Source organism: Agreia sp. PsM10 (assembly GCF_030433855.1).
Classification (GTDB): Bacteria; Actinomycetota; Actinomycetes; order Actinomycetales; family Microbacteriaceae; genus Agreia.
The window spans coordinates 1-396 of record NZ_JARUXC010000037.1; the positions used below are offsets into that span (position 1 = coordinate 1).

A 396-nucleotide genomic window follows, 5' to 3' on the forward strand; every position below is an offset into this window, starting at 1 on the left:
ACTTCTCGTATGGACCTCCTCGACGCATCCCTCGGCGATATCGCCGCGCGTCTCCGGCAGCTCCTCGACGAGAACCGCGTAGCCCTTGCTTCAGGTTCCGGATCTCCTGCAGATTCCGGTGATGCCCTGCTCGCAGCGGCCCATCAGTGGGAGGCCATCGGTCGCGCCAGTGACGCGGCCCGAACCTGGGTCGCCGCGGAGATCGCCCACGAGTCCCGCCGTGAACTCGACACCGCAGGTCTCTCGTACCGTCACGGCTTTGGGTCGGCGAGAAAGCTCCTTGCTGCGACCACGAACATCTCTGAGCGCACTGCGGCGGCCCGCATCAGCCTGGGCCAGCGGTTGCGGTCGTCGGTGTCTTTGTCGGGAACGCCGAATCCGAGTTTCTTCCCGGTC

At 65.9% G+C, this 396-nt stretch carries 1 protein-coding gene; it reads left to right on the top strand.

What is annotated here, in order from left to right; all coding sequences use genetic code 11:
• Positions 1-9: 9 nt before the first annotated feature.
• On the top strand, positions 10-396 hold a 387-nt coding region (locus QCD70_RS18990), incomplete at its 3' end, for a hypothetical protein (protein WP_301219186.1).